This window comes from uncultured Succinivibrio sp. (assembly GCF_902756765.1).
Lineage (GTDB): Bacteria > Pseudomonadota > Gammaproteobacteria > Enterobacterales > Succinivibrionaceae > Succinivibrio.
Window position 1 is genome coordinate 1 of record NZ_CACVSS010000085.1, and the last position, 13,462, is coordinate 13,462.

The 13,462-nt window shown below is 40.1% G+C and carries 13 protein-coding genes; 10 read left to right on the forward strand and 3 right to left on the reverse strand.

Features of this window, described 5'->3' with window-relative positions; translation table 11 throughout:
* Both QZU45_RS09960 and QZU45_RS09965 read left to right on the forward strand, forming a co-directional pair.
* A partial coding sequence (locus QZU45_RS09960; RefSeq protein ID WP_295354866.1) for a chorismate-binding protein occupies nt 1-433 on the forward strand: 433 nt, incomplete at its 5' end.
* Between the two features lie 4 nt (nt 434-437).
* Nucleotides 438-1,025 carry an aminodeoxychorismate/anthranilate synthase component II gene (locus tag QZU45_RS09965; protein WP_295354870.1) on the forward strand — a complete coding sequence of 196 codons (588 nt, stop codon included), beginning with the start codon at nt 438-440 and terminating at the stop codon, nt 1,023-1,025.
* Between the two features lie 108 nt (nt 1,026-1,133).
* Here QZU45_RS09965 and QZU45_RS09970 read toward each other — a convergent pair whose 3' ends face one another.
* Both QZU45_RS09970 and QZU45_RS09975 read right to left on the reverse strand, forming a co-directional pair.
* Entirely contained in the window at nt 1,134-1,424 is a 291-nt protein-coding gene (locus QZU45_RS09970) for a helix-turn-helix domain-containing protein (protein ID WP_366925491.1), read from the reverse strand.
* Nucleotides 1,425-2,477 (reverse strand): DnaA/Hda family protein, encoded by a 1,053-nt coding sequence (locus QZU45_RS09975; RefSeq protein ID WP_295354873.1) that lies wholly within the window; start codon nt 2,475-2,477, stop codon nt 1,425-1,427.
* A gap of 346 nt (nt 2,478-2,823) precedes the next feature.
* Here QZU45_RS09975 and QZU45_RS09980 point away from each other — a divergent pair, with 346 nt between their 5' ends.
* The 8 genes from QZU45_RS09980 to QZU45_RS10015 all read left to right on the forward strand — a co-directional run bounded on the left by QZU45_RS09980 (nt 2,824) and on the right by QZU45_RS10015 (nt 11,803).
* Nucleotides 2,824-4,128: an RNA-binding domain-containing protein gene (locus QZU45_RS09980; protein ID WP_295354876.1), complete on the forward strand. Its 1,305-nt coding sequence runs from the start codon at nt 2,824-2,826 to the stop codon at nt 4,126-4,128.
* A gap of 312 nt (nt 4,129-4,440) precedes the next feature.
* Nucleotides 4,441-5,457 carry an anthranilate phosphoribosyltransferase gene (trpD, locus tag QZU45_RS09985; protein WP_295354879.1) on the forward strand — a complete coding sequence of 339 codons (1,017 nt, stop codon included), beginning with the start codon at nt 4,441-4,443 and terminating at the stop codon, nt 5,455-5,457.
* A gap of 13 nt (nt 5,458-5,470) precedes the next feature.
* Nucleotides 5,471-6,070 (forward strand): hypothetical protein, encoded by a 600-nt coding sequence (locus QZU45_RS09990; protein WP_295354882.1) that lies wholly within the window; start codon nt 5,471-5,473, stop codon nt 6,068-6,070.
* Nucleotides 6,018-6,884: a hypothetical protein gene (locus QZU45_RS09995; RefSeq protein ID WP_295354884.1), complete on the forward strand. Its 867-nt coding sequence runs from the start codon at nt 6,018-6,020 to the stop codon at nt 6,882-6,884. The genes QZU45_RS09990 and QZU45_RS09995 overlap by 53 nt, the downstream gene beginning before the upstream one ends.
* Before the next feature lie 33 nt (nt 6,885-6,917).
* On the forward strand, nt 6,918-8,147 hold the full coding sequence (gene trpB, locus QZU45_RS10000; protein ID WP_074841495.1) for a tryptophan synthase subunit beta: 1,230 nt from the start codon (nt 6,918-6,920) through the stop codon (nt 8,145-8,147).
* A 9-nt stretch (nt 8,148-8,156) separates the two neighbouring features.
* Nucleotides 8,157-8,975, forward strand: a complete 819-nt coding sequence (gene trpA / locus QZU45_RS10005; RefSeq protein WP_295354889.1) for a tryptophan synthase subunit alpha — start codon at nt 8,157-8,159, stop codon at nt 8,973-8,975.
* 183 nt (nt 8,976-9,158) lie between these two features.
* On the forward strand, nt 9,159-10,208 hold the full coding sequence (locus QZU45_RS10010; protein ID WP_295354892.1) for an HAD family hydrolase: 1,050 nt from the start codon (nt 9,159-9,161) through the stop codon (nt 10,206-10,208).
* 257 nt (nt 10,209-10,465) lie between these two features.
* Nucleotides 10,466-11,803, forward strand: coding sequence for an ATP-binding protein (locus QZU45_RS10015; RefSeq protein ID WP_295354894.1), 1,338 nt, complete (start codon nt 10,466-10,468; stop codon nt 11,801-11,803).
* Between the two features lie 37 nt (nt 11,804-11,840).
* On the opposite strand, the gene QZU45_RS10020 is transcribed toward QZU45_RS10015, so the two are convergent.
* Nucleotides 11,841-12,905: a PTS transporter subunit IIC gene (locus QZU45_RS10020; protein ID WP_074841492.1), complete on the reverse strand. Its 1,065-nt coding sequence runs from the start codon at nt 12,903-12,905 to the stop codon at nt 11,841-11,843.
* Nucleotides 12,906-13,462 lie beyond the last annotated feature (557 nt).

Below are 13,462 nucleotides of genomic sequence, written 5' to 3' on the forward strand. Positions count from 1 at the left end.
TGCAAGAATTGCTGTACCAGGATCACGCTATGTGGATAACATGCTCCACATTGACAAGTATCAGTCGGTAATGCACCTTGTATCTGACGTACATGCAACCTTGCGAGATGATCTTGATGCTCTGCATGCATACCTTGCATGTATGAATATGGGTACACTCTCAGGAGCCCCTAAAATCAAGGCTCACGAGCTTATCTACAAGTATGAGGGCAAAAAGCGTGGCTCATACGGTGGTGTCGTGGGAATTCTTTCAAATGACGGCTCACTTGACACCTGTATTGCCATTCGCTCAGCTTTCGTTGAGGGTGACAAAGCCTATGTTCAGGCAGGCTGCGGTGTAGTATTCGATTCAGATATCAAGGCAGAATGCCAGGAAACAGTCAACAAGGCAAAATCAGTTTTATGTGCCTTAGCTCTTGCTGATAAGGAGTAGCATCATGGCAAACATTATATTCATCGATAATTTCGATTCCTTTTCCTACAACCTTGTAGATGAGCTTAAGGTTCTTGGTAACAACGTCATGGTATTCCGTAATGATGTGAGTGTGGCAACCATTATGGAACAGGCTAAAAAACAGAGTGAAAAGAATAAGGTCATTATTATGCTCTCCCCTGGTCCATCAGCCCCAAAGGATGCAAATAATCTGCTGCCAATCATAAGGGAGAGCCTGGGTAAATACCCTATGCTTGGAATCTGTCTAGGTCATCAGGCACTAGGCGAGGTTCTTGGAGGCAAGGTTGTAAAGGCTCCTGTAATTGTTCATGGCAAGAGTTCTATGATGCAGCATACTGATAAGCTGTGCTTTAAAAATCTGCCAAATCCGCTGAAGATTGCAAGATACCACTCTTTAGTGGTTGAGGATTTGCCATCTGAAATTGAGATACTCGCTCAGTATGACGGCATGTGCATGTCTCTGTACTCAGAGAAGTACAATGTGCTTGGCTTCCAGTTCCATCCTGAATCCATCATGACAACCTTTGGAAGAAATCTTCTGAAGAATGCGATTGCTACACTGACGGAGTAAACGACTAAGCTTCAACACAATACAGTATCAGCAGTAACTATTACTAAGGTTGCTGCTGATATTCTCCTAGGATTAGGACGACTGACAGAATACGGGCAATCTCTGCGGCTAATTATTTTTCAGAGAATGAATGAGCCTCTCATAAATAGCCGACTGCTCATATCTGTCATCACAGATTCTTTCCCTGGTACGTTTTATAGCTTCGTAAACGTAGGTATGCCCTTTATTAAATGCAGTGCCAATGTCCTTAAATGACAGATTCGGAATCAGATCGTTAGCCAGAGTCATCGCCATTGAACGAGCATAGGATACATTCTTATTTTTTGCTGCAGACTCAATTGAATCTACAGTTACACCATATTCTTCAGCCACCTGTTCCTTAATTGTTTCAATGCTGATTTAACGGCTATTGCTTTCAACCAGATCCGAAAGTAACTTAACCGCATCATTATAGGTAATCCTATTAGCGGTGACTTCAGACAGAGTCTTTAAAGTTTTGACTGCGCCTTCAATAGATCTGACGTTGTATCTGATTTTCTGTGCAATATAGTCCACGACAGGCTGATCCAGTTTAAGTTTTTGTTCCTTACACTTCTGCCATGTAATTGCGACACGGTTCTCATAGGAAGGAGGTAGAATCTCTGTGCATACTCCAGAACCAAGTTCTGAGATTATTCGAGGAGGAATATTCTTAAAACTACCGACAGGCTTAGAGGATGTCATAATCAGCTGTTTTCCTGGTTCATCAAGATAATTATCGATAATCTTAAAGAAAGTCTCTCTTGATCTCTCGCCTTTGGTGAGAGTCTGCAGATCATCAATTATAAAAACATCATGCTGTAATATTGAATCCTCAAAACTTACCTGATTATCTACATAGGATGATTTTGCCATTGATTCAACAAAAAGCCTGATAAATTCCTCTGCACGAATGTATAGCACAGATAATTCAGGTCTGTTTTTTTTAATTCTGTTTGCAATCGCCATTGCCAGATGGGTCTTGCCAAGCCCTGTACTTCCATACAGAAATAAAGGATTGTAGTCTTCATCACCTGGATTTTCGGCTATCTTCTGCGCAATTTCATAGATATTTGCATTCTCAGGATCAGTTACATAGTTTTCAAATGTCTTATCTGGGTTGATGTTGTCAGTGTTTCGACTAGGATTAGAATTTTCTGTCATCCGTGAATGCTGAAATTCACCTGACAGGAGAAGTTTTATTCCAAGATTGGTGTTATCTGTTATTCTGGCAATCTCCATATATAGAGCAGGTACGTACTCAAATATAAGTTTCTTAACGAAATCGTTATTACAGATAAAACACAAGTCTGAACAGGTAATATTAATTGATGTCTGTAGTTCGATAACATCTAAGGCAGCCTTCTTTAGAGGATCGTTAATTTGTTGTTTACATCTTTGAATAGCTTCATGCCAGACCTGTTCCAAATCCATAAGAATATCTCCCGACAGAACATTAAACTTTCTATTAAATTGAGCTTACATTTGAGATCCGACGATATAAGTGGATTTTTATCTTTCAGCTTATATCAAGTTTAAAGACTAGGTATTCTAGAATTTGGAACTTTATTTTTTTGTCGATTAACTCCTTAAGTAGATATTGTCGATAACAACAGTTATTTTGAGGTTTACACATTCTTTCGCTTTCTTTCGCTTTCTTTCGCTTTCTTTCGCTTTCTTTCGCTTTCTTTCGCTTTCTTTCGTTTTCTTTCGCTTTCTCTTGTTTTCTCTCTTTCTTTCTCTATAATAAAAGAAGAAAGAGATAATAAGGAAAACAAAAATGGCAAATAAAGAAAACGTAGATGTCGAATATAAGAGAATGTATGTTCAGGAACTGCGTAAAGATATCATTGCATTTGCAAATACAGAAGGAGGAACTCTCTATATAGGAATTGCCGATGATGGCTCTGTAATTGGAGTTGAAGATTCTGATGAGACGATGCTTCGACTAGCAGGAAGCTTAAAAGACAGCATAGCGCCTGATATTATGCCATTTGTTCAAATAAGAGCTATAGAGAAAGAAAATAAAACAATTATCACAGTAGATGTTGCGACAGGTTCTGCTAAACCATATTACTTGAGAGAAAAAGGACTAAAACCTCAAGGAGTTTATGTTCGAAGAGGAACATCATCTCAACCTTTAAGTGAAGATGGCATTAGAGATATGATTGTTGAGTCCTACGGTAAATCATACGAAACAGGTCGAAGTCTTAATCAGGATCTCACCTTTACTAAGCTACAGCAAGAGATGGCAGACAGAAATTTGGAATGCGGTAATGTTCAGATGAGAACACTGAACATGATTGGAGAAGAAGGCCTTTACACTAATCTTGCCCTACTGTTATCAGACCAATGTGAACACACTTTAAAAATAGCTGTTTTTCAGGGGACCGATGATGTCATATTCAGAAACCATCAGGAATTCAGCGGTTCCTTACTGACACAGCTTGAAGATGGATACAATTTTATAGATAAGAATATTGCAGTCAAATCAACAATTGAAGGACTAAGACGCGAAGATGTTAGAGATTATCCTCTTGCGGCAGTCAGAGAAGCATTACTAAATGCAATAATTCATCGAGATTATAGCTTCACTGGAAGCACATTAGTAAACATATATGACGATAGAATTGAGTTTGTATCTCTAGGAGGACTTGTATCTGGTCTATCTATGGAAGCTGTAATGATGGGAGTTTCACAGTCCCGCAACGCAAATCTTGCAAATGTATTCTATAGACTAAAACTGGTAGAAAGTTACGGAACCGGAATAAAACGAATCATGGCGCTATATAAGGAAAGCCAGAAACAGGCTAATTTTGTTTCAGCTCAGGGCGCCTTCAAAACAACAATATTTAACCTTAACTTTAAAGCCAAGCAGGATAATGTAGCAAACTATCAACCGGATGCTGAAAAAGATATTATTTTAAAACTTGCGAAAAATAAAAAAACAATTACCCGTAAGGATGTAGAAGAAGCATTATCTGTTGGTTCAACAAAAGCATATGCCTTATTAACAGAAATGTGCAAAAAAGGAATGCTAACTGTTAGGAAAGCAGGCAACAAAACTCATTACATGCCAACATAACAAGTAAAAAAATCCTGCACCAAAAAGCGATAAATAATGCTAATTTTTAGTGCAAATCAAATTTTTTTATGGTTAATATAAAATTCACATTTACTTTTATAAAAATTTGTTTAATATAAAAACATAGAGTAACAAAAGAGATAAAAAATGACACATTCAGTACAGATTACATTTAAGGCATCATGGTGGCACCTCGCAACGTAGCGGGGATTTTGTGTTTGTACTAACGAAAAGATTCAGATGAAAAACCCGCAAGTAAAATTGCGGGTTTTTTCGTATATACAGGTTGAAATTCACATTAGGAGTCTGATTATGAACTCATTACTAGAAAAGTTATATGCAAAAGAAGATCTTTCCTTTACCGAGACCAACTTAATCTTCAAGGATATCTTCGCTGGAAAAATAGATCCGATTGTATTCGGATCTCTTCTAACCTCCCTCAAGATGAACGGCTATACTGCTGATGAAATCGGCGGAGCTGCAACCGCAATGATTGATGCTGCCCTTCCATTCGAGCGTGAACGCAGCATCGATACCGGTGAAATCGTAGGTACCGGCGGCGACCGTTTAAAGACCATCAACATTTCTACTATTTCAGCCTTTGTCTGCGCAACCTTAGGTCTTCATGTAGCAAAGCACGGTAACACTGCAGTTTCCTCAAAGTCAGGCGCATCAGACGTTTTAACCGAGCTTGGATATAACATCAGAGCAGAAGAGAATGTAACCAGAAGATGTCTTGAAGAGGAAGGCTTTGCATTCTTCTTCGCTCAGAAATACCACACCGGCATGAAGTACGCTGCTCCTGTACGTAAGGCACTAGGAACCTCAACCATATTCAACATTCTAGGACCTCTGACCAACCCAGCACGCGTAAACTATGAGCTATTAGGCTGCTATGACGTAAATCTTCTGGAAACACTGGCAAGAAGCCTGAAGCTAACCGGTGTACAGAGAGCCATGGTAATCAACGGCAACGGCATGGATGAGATTTCAATCTTCGGTGAAACCCATGTATCAGAGCTAAAGAAAGACGGCTCAATCAAGAACTATGTTCTGACCAATGAAGATTTCGGAATCAGGGGGAACTTCAGACAGGAAGATCTTGTAGGCGGTTCACCTGAGGAGAATGCGCGCTCAGCCCGTGCGGTATTGGAGGGTAGAGGCACCGATGCTCATAATGCCGTGGTTGCAGCCAATGTATCAGCAATGCTTTATCTTGCTGAAAAAGTAAACAACTTCAAAGACGGTTATGAGATGGCCTATGACACCATTCGTTCAGGTCGTGCCATTGAGAAGCTTGAAACCATCACCAGAATGTCAAATTCATAATTAAGGATAAAAGATGTTACATACAGAACCACTGAGCAGCGAGGCAAAAGCTTACCCAGGACTTAATTATGAAGGCATTGAGGGTACAGTACTGGCTACCATCATCAACCGCAAGGTTGAGGATGTAAAAGAGATAAATCCTCAGGGCAGCCGAACTCTTCCTAAAGTATCCTTTAAGAACAGTCTGAAAAGAAATTCAAGAAACTTCATCCTTGAGTGCAAGCAGTCCTCCCCTACCTTAGGAGATTTCTGCAGGGATTTTGATCTGGATAAGCTGATTACCTGTTATGAGAAACACGCATGTGCAATCTCTGTTCTGTGTGAAAAACATTTTTTTAAAGGTTCAATTGAATATCTGAAGTTTGTGAAGGCAAAGACCCATCTTCCAGTACTGTGCAAGGACTTTATTATCTGCCGAAAGCAGCTTGATGAGGCTTACATTGCAGGCGCAGATGCCGTTCTTTTAATGCTGAGTGTACTCTCAAAGGAAAAATACCAGGAGCTTTATACCTATGCCAAAGAACTGGGACTGGATGTTCTGACCGAGGTTGACGGCAGAGATGATGCTCTTTACTGCAAAGACCACCGAATCGACATGCATCAACAACCGTGATCTCAGAACCCTGACCATCGACCTTAACAACGCGAGAGAGCTGTCAGCTATCTTTGATGAGAATACCATCGTGGTTTCTGAGTCTGGAATTAAGGAGCACAAAGATCTTATTGACTTAAAACCAATAAAAAACTTCCTCATAGGTTCTTCTCTGACCGGAGACAGCGATGTTGAGTTCAAGGCTAAATCCATGCTTTACGGATTAAACAAGGTCTGTGGTCTTACCACTAGAGAGGCGGTTGAGTGCTGTGCAAAGAATAATGTAAGTATCGGCGGTCTTATCTTTGCAGAAAAATCACCACGCTATGTAAGCGTAGACAAAGCCAGGGAAATCACAGCGGACTATAAGAACGAGCTGAAGTTTGCAGGAGTCTTTGTGGATGAGACATTAGAGAACATGGTAAGAACCGCAAAAGAGGTTGGTCTTAGCTACATTCAGCTGCACGGCAGTGAAAGTCCTGAGCTTATTGAAAAACTGCGTGAAGCTCTGCCTCAGATCAGAATTATAAAAGCCATCAATGTAAAATCAGACTCTGATTTTGCTCTTATTAAAAAATACGACCGTCTCTGCGAGCTCTTTATTCTGGACTCAGCCTCCCCTGGTTCCGGTTCAAGCTTTGACTGGAACTCAATTCCACAAACCGTAAATCGTGAAAAAATCCTGCTTTCAGGAGGAATTGGACCAGATAATGTTGAGCTTGCCCTAAAACAAGGCTTTCTGGGACTGGATTTGAATTCTAAACTGGAAAAAGTTAAAGGTATAAAGGATATCAAACTGATTAACGAAGTCTTTAACACCATCAACAGATACTAAAAGATAAAAAAAAGAATAAATACGGAGTAATAAATGACTATCTTAAATCCATTTTTTGGAAAATACGGCGGACAGTATGTTCCAGAGGTTTTAATCCCTGCCCTGGACGAACTTGAGAAAACCTTTGTTGAATGCAGAGATGATCCACAGTTTCGACAGGAATTATCCGATCTTCTGAAAAAATACGCGGGTCGTCCTACCCCTCTTACTCTGTGCAGAAACCTGACCAAGGGAACCAAGACAAAAATCTTCCTAAAGCGTGAAGATCTGCTTCACGGCGGTGCCCATAAGACCAATCAGGTGCTAGGACAGGCACTTCTGGCAAAGCGCATGGGCAAAACCAGAATCATCGCTGAGACCGGAGCCGGTCAGCACGGTGTGGCAACTGCGCTTATCTGTGCTCTTTTAGGCTTTAAGTGCCGTATCTATATGGGAGCAGTAGATACAGAGCGACAGAAGCCAAACGTATTCCGCATGAAGCTTATGGGAGCTGAAGTTGTACCTGTATCAGTAGGTGCTGCAACCTTGAAGGAGGCCTGCAACGAGGCACTTCGTGACTATGCGGCAAACTTTGAGAATACCCACTACATGATTGGTACCGCAGCAGGTCCGCACCCATTTCCAACCATTGTTCGTGAGTTCCAGAAGATTATCGGTGAGGAGATCCATAAACAGATCATCGAGGAGACAGGTAAACTTCCTGATGCCTGTATCGCCTGTGTAGGAGGTGGCTCCAATGCTATCGGTGTATTCACAGACTTTTTAGATACCGATGTTCCTCTATATGGTGTTGAGCCATACGGTCTGGGTATCGAAACTCCTAAACATGGCGGAACCCTGGCACGAGGTGAGGATGGTATCTTCTTTGGAGCCTATTCCAAGAATCTTCAGACCCGTGATGGTCAGATTAACGAGTCCTATTCCATCTCAGCCGGTCTTGACTTCCCTTCTGTAGGACCTCAGCACGCCTACCTGAGTGAATCAGGACGCGTCACCTACGTTGGTGCCACCGATGATGATGCCCTGGACGCCTTTGTGGAGCTTTCACAGAAGGAAGGTATTATCCCAGCCTTAGAGTCCTCCCATGCTCTGGCCTTTGCCTTAAGACTTATGAGACAGAATCCTGATAAGGAACAGACTCTGGTGGTTAATATCTCAGGTCGCGGCGACAAGGATATCTTTAACGTATCAAACATTCTGGAACAGAAAGGCTGTATAACCTCAAGCGGAATCTCTACTGCCCCACTGAAGGTTACAAAATAAGGAGAAAATATGAACAACCGTTTTGAAAAGAGATTTGCAAAGCTTAAGGAACGAAATGAAGGCGCATTCATGCCATTTGTAACTCTTTGTGATCCTGACAAGGCAACATCCCTTGAGATTTTAAAGAGTCTTTTGAATGGAGGCGCAGATGCCTTAGAACTGGGATTCCCATTCTCCGATCCTTGTGCCGATGGTCCTATCATTCAGAATGCGGACAAGAGAGCATTAAACTCAGGAGCCTCCACCGATGATTTCTTTGAAGTGGTAAAGGATTTCCGCAACGTGGATGATGAAATTCCCATCAGTATCCTGGTATATGCCAATGTAGTGGTTGCCCGCGGCATCAGAAAATTCTTTGCAGATGCAGCTGCAGCCGGTATTGATGCTGTACTGATTCCTGATATTCCAAGCAACATGATTCACACTTCGGGAGATTTTGAACAGGCAGCAAAGGATGCTGGAGTAGATACTGTTCTGATTGCACCACCTAATGCCTCTGATAAAATCCTTGAGACCATCTCAAAACATTCAAAGGGCTATACCTACGTATTATCACGCTATGGCATTACCGGTACCGAGAACACCTTCGGCAAACCAGTAAGAGTAATTGAAAAGATTAAGGAGCTCAACGGAGCCGCTCCTGTTTTAGGATTTGGTATCTCCACTCCTGAACATGTAAGCAAGGCATTGGAGATTGGAGCAGCAGGTGCAATTGCCGGCTCCGCCTGTGTAAAGATCATTGAAGAAAATCTGCATGGTCTGCCTCTGATGCTTGCCAAGCTTGAAGAGTATGTAAGAAGCATGAAGGCTGCAACTTTAAAAGCTTAATCCTCTTTGCAGGTCAGAATTAGTTTCTTCTTGTTTCTGACCTGCCCAATTCCGTGAAATATCCACATTTTCAATAAGATCTTTGTGACAACTCTTTTAAGTTAATAATATTTTACTAGCTGTTTTAGAGTCTAAAACTACAATCAAAACGGATTGTTCCTTTTTTTTGATTGGAGATTATATATGTTTGGCTCTTTTAAGCAGATAACCTGTATAGTTGGAATTTCCTTATCACTGGCATTGACCGGCTGTACAAGTACCACTCAGACTCAGAATCCGACTCTCACCTACTGGACTCCACAGTCACAGGTAGCAAAGGACTTTGTCACTTATGTCAATGAAGTAACTGATCCTAAATCAGGTAAATTCATTCCTAAAGAGGATCGTATTGCTGTCTTTGATATGGATGGAACACTGGTTGGTGAAACCTACCCTTCCTACTTTGACTGGGTTATGTTTACTGAAAAGGTTCTGCGAGATCCAAACTATAAAGCCCCTGCTGACATGAAGAAATTTGCAGCACAGCTTGAGGAAGGATGGAAAAATGGCAAGCTACCAAAAGACGCCGAGAAAATCCATGCTAAATACTCCTTTGAGTCCTTCAAAGGCATGACCATTGATGAAGTTAAAGACTATGCCAGAGAGTTCATGAAGACTGATGCCAAAGGCTTTAACAATCTCAAACGCGGTGATGCCTATTTCCGTCCGATGATTTCTCTGGTTAAATATCTGGAACAGAAAGATTTCACCATCTATATCGTCAGCGGTACAGAGAGAAATATCGTAAGAGTACTTCTGGAGAATGTTCTGGATGTTCCATCAGACAGAATTATCGGTTCAGACGGTGTAATCAAAGCTTCAGGTCAGGGCAGCAAGGATGGACTTGATTATGTATACCAGCCTGATGACAAGCTTATCTACACCGGAGAGTTGATCACCAAGAACGTAAAGATGAACAAGGTACCTATCATCGCAAGAGAAATAGGCAAAGTTCCTGTGCTGTCCTTCGGTAACAGCTCAGGCGATCTGTCAATGTCTCAGTATATCACCAACAACAAGAAATATGAGTCCCGAGCCTATATTCTGTTAGGAGATGATTCACAGAGAGAACATGGAAGTGAGGCCAAGGTAGAGAAACTGAAGAAATACTGTGATGAGCATGGTTTCTATACCATTTCCATGAAGAATGATTTTGCTACAGTATACGGAGATAATGTTACTCTGCAGAAGTAAAGGAGAGATTTAGTAATTTGATATGGAGCAGTAGCAACCAAGCTACTGCTTTTTTTTAACTCAATCTTTCCTGTAAAAAAGTGTAATATTTATTCAATCTTTCCTGTAAAAAAGTGTAATCTTTCCCTAATCTTTCCTGTAAAAAAGTGTAATCTTTCCCTAATCTTTCCTGTAAAAAAGTGTAAGAAAACACTATAATAGTAATATAATTATCTTGTAAAACCTATAATTACGTAAGTTGATTTGGAGATTATACGATGCAGCGTTCAGCTTTAACATCATTAGCACAATGGAAAAATCAGAAAAATCACAAACCTCTTATCATTGAAGGTGCCAGACAGGTAGGAAAAACCTGGCTGATAAAGGAGTTTGGCAGAATATACTATAAACAGACGATTTATTTGCACTTTGATAATAATCCTGAATTAAAGTCAGTTTTTGAATCAGATTATAAAATTCCCAGGATAATTGAAGCTATAGAAATCTTATTCGGAAAAAAAATCATTGCAGAGAATACTCTGATTATTTTTGATGAGATACAGGAATGCCCAAAAGCTTTAACAGCACTAAAATATTTTAATGAAGAAGCTCCACAATACGATATTCTTGCAGCAGGAAGTCTTCTAGGTTTGATTCACCATGAAGGTACAGGATTTCCTGTAGGTAAGGTTTCATTTCTTAAATTATATCCTCTAAACTTTATTGAATTTTCTACAGCTTTAGGTAAAGAAAGCCTTATAAATTTAATTTATAAACAAGATTTTCAGCTAATAAAAACGCTAAAAAATGAATTTGAAAAACTGCTAAAGATGTACTGCTATATTGGAGGTATGCCTGAGGTCGTCAGAAACTTTGTTGAAAATAATGATTATAAGAAAGTAAGAGACATACAGAAAAGCATCCTTAAATCTTATGAGAATGATTTTTCAAAACATATTCCTGCAAATACAGTTGAAAAAATTAGGATGTTATGGCATTCAATTCCATCGCAGCTTGCAAAAGAAAACAAAAAATTTATCTATAGCGCAATAAAAACAGGAGCACGAGCAAAAGAATACGAAATTGCAATTAACTGGTTAAAAGATGCTGGTCTTATATATCAGGTAAATCGAATAAAAAAACCAGATTTACCTCTTATAGCATATCAGGATTTAAATGCGTTTAAACTCTTTATTCATGATGTTGGACTATTGTCGGCACTAACTGATCTTAATGTGAAAACAGTACTTCAAAGAACAGCTATTTTTGAAGAATTTAAAGGAGCAATTACTGAACAGTATGTATTGCAGCAGCTAGTATGTTCAGATAGTGAATTTCCGATTTGCTACTGGTCAAATGACTCTAGCCGTAGTGAGGTTGACTTTGTAATTCAGATTGCTGGTTTGGTTGTTCCTCTTGAAGTCAAAGCGGATAAAAACTTAAAGGCAAAAAGTATTAATAACTTCATTAAAGACTACAAATCAGTAAAAGCTGTTAGAACTTCCCTGGCAGACTTTAAGATTAATGAAAATAATCTATGCGATATTCCTTTGTATGCAATCGGAAATATAGAGCAGATTCTTGCTGAGGAAGTAAATCAAGAAAATAACAGTTAATAAGTCAGTGCTCACCGGAGTGAGCACCAAACACAGACTAGGCCCTGGACAGTTTCAGATCACCTTCACGAACCCAGCCAATCTTCTTTAGAACAGAATTGATTAAAGGACAGATAACAGCAGGCAGAACAAATGAAATCATAAGCAGTCCCATCCAGTCAAAGGAGGTAATTGCTTCCTTTGAACCAGAGGCAATATCATTCACCCAGCCACTGTATACACCAAGCTGCCCTACAAAACCACAGGTACCCATGCCTGATGAAACGGCAGTACCATTCATCTGCAGGCCGAAGAAACAGGTTGCAATTGGACCGGTAATTGCGGAGGTTAGAATAGGAGCAATCCAGATCTTTGGATTTTTAACAATGTTGCTTAGCTGAAGCATTGAAGTTCCGATACCCTGAGATACCAGGCCACCGACGCCATTCTCTTTAAATGACATTACAGCAAAACCAACCATCTGAGCACAGCAGCCGGCAACAGCAGCACCACCAGCAAGACCAGTCAGACCTAGGGCAGCACAGATTGCAGCAGAGGAGATAGGAAGAGTCAGGGCAATACCTACAAGAACACTTACCAGAATACCCATTAAAAATGGCTGTAGCTCTGTTGACATCATTATCAGCTGCCCTAAGGAACTTGCAGCCTTACCGATAGGAGGTGCAATAGCAATAGCCAGAGCCACACCTACAAAAACAGTTACAAATGGAGTTACCAGTAAATCGATCTTTGTTTCCTTTGAAGATGCCTTGCCAAATTCAGCCGCAACAATAGCAATAATCAGAACTGCGAGAGGTCCGCCTGCACCTCCCAGACCATTTGCTGCTGCACCAACAACTGTCAGAGAGAATAAAACCATTCTTGGACTCTTAAGGGCATATCCAATAGCAATTGCCATGGCAGGCCCAGACATTGAGGCAGCGTAACCGCCGATAGTCACAAGAATTTCAATACCAATCTGTCTGCCCAGGGTAGACATGATTGTTCCAATAAGAAGAGAGCAGAAAAGGCCCTGTGCCATTGCTCCCAATGCATCGATACCGTAACGATGCAGAGAAATTTCAATATCTTTCCTTTTAAGGAAAGCAGATAGCGAACTCATCTAATAATTCCTAACATTTTTTTATGAAAATGCGGTCAGAGCAGACCGCAAAACTGCTGATTATTTTAGCATTTTGGAAAGAAATATGAACTTATTTGTAGTCCTGATGATTAAGACAAAATGCAGTTTTACCAAGTTCAAAGTCATTATCCCGTGCAGTTTTACCTAGTTTAAAATAAATATCTAGGAAAGAAGCTTCCTTTAACCGCAGACGAACAGTCTAAATCTGAAAGCACAGACGATAATTAAACTAATCCTGAAAAAAATACTAACTCAGAAAACATAATCGACAAGAAAAGTACGGTTACTGCAAATACTAATAAAGTAGTAGTTCATTCAAGGGACGAGCTTAAAGAGCTAATAGACAGAACTATACAAGAAAAAGGTTATGAATGTGACCTAAATTTCATAGATGTAAGTTTAATAACTGATATGTATGGGATGTTCGAAAAGTCTCAGTTGTTACTGATTTCCTAATTTGTCCTCAAACTGCTATTAAATTCTGTCCATAATAAAAAGTTGCTTTAATATTTTGTCCCTCATATTTATTTAGGGAT